Consider the following 3,047-nt stretch of genomic DNA (forward strand, 5'->3'; position numbering starts at 1 on the left):
CTATGAGAAACGGAAAAGACAATCGCAAGTGACTTCAACCAAACCACACACGATTGCCTCTACACATCGTCTCATTAGAACAATGTATTACCTCATAACACATAACAAGCTTTACGATTATACTTCTACCCAAAATCGGTAAAATTGTTTATGCCATATGATTGTAACACCTTATCAAAAAACCACTAGGTAAGGTGTTGTTTTTGCGTGCACTTTTTACACTAAACTTTAGTTCAAAAATAGACAAACTCCTTAGTTTGACTATGTAATTCAATCTATTTTTTTATCAAATGCCTTGATATGCTTGACAAATGGTAGAAAAGGACTCAGTCCTGTGCAATACAGAACTAAATCCTTTGGATAAATTAATTGTCTAACTTTTTGGGGTCAGTACAATTTTTATGGGACTTTTTGTGTATACTCAAAAAGCTCTATAATCTCTACAGTGGTTTTACAAATCACAGAAATAAAAAAATCTGAATTATTAGCGAAATTTTGTTCTTTAAAGGAAAATAGAGTTTAATTGGAAGTGGTATAACAAATTTCGTTTTTATTCATTTAAATAGTTGTTAAGAAAAATTGATTTAGATTATCTGATAATAAGTTTTTACTTGACAAATTGAAGATAGTCATCTTTTATGACTATACCAATTTAATTGTTGACAACTAATAAAACTAGGTATATAATGACTTTGTTCGGTTCAATAATAGGATATTGAACTATACCAATTTGTAGGAAAGGGATAGTAATTTAAAAGTTGCTACAGGTAATAATTAATGTGTGGAATTGTTGGAGTTGTTGGAAATAGTAATGCAGTGGATATCTTAATACAGGGTCTCGAAAAGTTAGAGTATCGCGGTTATGACTCAGCAGGTATTTATGTGACTGATGCCCCAGATAAAGGTTGTCTAGTTAAATCAGTTGGTCGTATTGCAGATCTTCGTGCTAAAATTAGCTCCGATGTTAAGGGATCAACTGGTATTGGTCACACGCGTTGGGCAACACATGGTCAAGCAACTGAGGATAATGCTCACCCACATACTTCGGAAACAGGGCGCTTCGTTTTAGTTCATAACGGAGTTATTGAAAACTATCTCCAAATTAAAGAAGAATACTTGCAAGGACACAAATTTAAAGGTCAGACAGATACTGAGATTGCAGTTCACTTGATTGGTAAATTCGTTGACGAAGATGGATTATCAGTTCTTGAAGCCTTAAAAAAATCTCTTCATATTATCCAAGGGTCATATGCGTTTGCTCTTGTTGACTCTCAAGCACCAGATACGATTTATGTTGCCAAAAACAAATCTCCACTTTTGATTGGTGTTGGTGAAGGTTACAACATGGTTTGTTCAGATGCCATGGCTATGATTCGTGAAACTAGTCAATTTATGGAAATTCACGATAAAGAGTTGGTTGTTCTGACCAAAGATGCTATCACAGTTACCGATTATGAAGGAAATGCTATTGAACGCGGTACTTATACAGCTGAACTTGATCTTTCTGATATTGGTAAAGGAACTTATCCTTACTATATGTTGAAAGAAATTGATGAGCAACCTACTGTAATGCGTAAATTGATTTCTACCTATGCAGATGATGAAGGAAATATCACTGTTGATCCAGCTATTGTCAAGTCAGTACAAGAAGCAGATCGTATTTACATCTTAGCAGCTGGGACTTCATATAATGCTGGTTTTGCGTCAAAAGCTATGTTTGAAAAATTGACAGATACACCAGTTGAAATAGGTGTTGCATCTGAGTGGGGTTACAACATTCCACTTTTGAGCAAAAAACCAATGTTTGTTTTGCTTAGTCAATCAGGTGAAACAGCAGATAGCCGTCAAGTTTTGGTGAAAGCTAACGAAATGGGAATCCCTAGTTTGACTGTTACCAATGTACCTGGTTCTACGCTTTCTCGTGAAGCAACATATACGATGCTTTTACATGCAGGGCCTGAAATTGCTGTAGCTTCTACAAAAGCTTATACTGCTCAGATTGCGGCTCTAGCTTTCCTTGCGAAAGCTGTTGGTGAAGCAAATGGCAAGAAAGAAGCACTTGAGTTTGATTTAGTGCATGAGTTATCAATTGTTGCTCAGTCAATTGAAGCGACTCTCTCTGAAAAAGATATGATTTCTGAGAAAGTTGAGAACTTGTTGGCTACAACTCGTAATGCTTTCTACATTGGTCGAGGAAATGATTATTATGTAGCTATGGAAGCATCATTGAAGTTGAAAGAAATCTCTTATATTCAATGTGAAGGCTTTGCTGCGGGTGAGTTGAAACACGGTACAATTTCATTGATTGAAGATGGTACTCCAGTTTTAGGATTAATTTCTGCAAGTGAAGTTGTGGCTGCTCATACTCGTGGTAATATTCAGGAAGTTGCTGCTCGTGGAGCTAATGTTTTAACAGTCGTTGAGGAAAAATTAGCTAAAGCTGATGATGATATTATTGTCAATCAAGTACATCCATTCTTATCACCGATCTCAATGGTTATTCCAACTCAGTTGATTGCTTACTATGCTTCTCTACAACGGGGTCTTGACGTGGATAAACCACGAAACCTTGCAAAAGCAGTAACAGTTGAGTAAGTTAGTTTCCGCATTCTAAATTTTATTAGCTCTTTTTTATCATTTATCAAGTCTATCAAAGCTTTAAGTTAAAAATGAGATAAGACAGTACTATTCTGAGTTTATTGTCTTAGTTTTAACAATTTTTGAGCCATAAAAAGGCATGCTAAAAAATACCTTTCCTGGTATTTTTGATCAAGGTTTCTTGCCAGCTTGTCAAGTGACGTATAGCGCTATACTACAATTTTACAAGACCCCACTACTTTAACCTAACGAAAAAGTAGTGAGTACTCTCTGGTTGGAGATTTTCTCACTACTCATCTTAGTATGTTTGTCAACTGTAGTGGGTGGCGAAAAGCTAACATCTAGAGAGGACCAGATAGGTCTTCTCTTTTTTTATGTTTAGAGTGATGAAGATACGTTTCTTAAAGTTGATGAAGTTTCTAAAACCGAAGCCCAACCGTTTGATGTCT

1 protein-coding gene and 1 pseudogene are annotated in these 3,047 nt (G+C 35.7%); both read left to right on the forward strand.

The features are described 5' to 3' along the window. Positions 1–142, forward strand: a pseudogene (locus AX662_RS10535) (IS110 family transposase); the annotation flags it as partial. 635 nt (positions 143–777) lie between these two features. Beyond that, positions 778–2,595, forward strand: coding sequence for a glutamine--fructose-6-phosphate transaminase (isomerizing) (gene glmS, locus AX662_RS01120; protein ID WP_022496548.1), 1,818 nt, complete (start codon positions 778–780; stop codon positions 2,593–2,595). Positions 2,596–3,047 lie beyond the last annotated feature (452 nt).

Origin of the sequence: Streptococcus sp. CCH5-D3, from assembly GCF_001556435.1 — a bacterium.
In the GTDB taxonomy this organism is placed as follows: domain Bacteria; phylum Bacillota; class Bacilli; order Lactobacillales; family Streptococcaceae; genus Streptococcus.

Excerpts from the sequence above, each read along its gene's own strand:
- glmS (WP_022496548.1), top strand. The coding sequence starts at position 778 with ATGTGTGGAATTGTTGGAGTTGTTGGAAATAGTAATGCAGTGGATATC.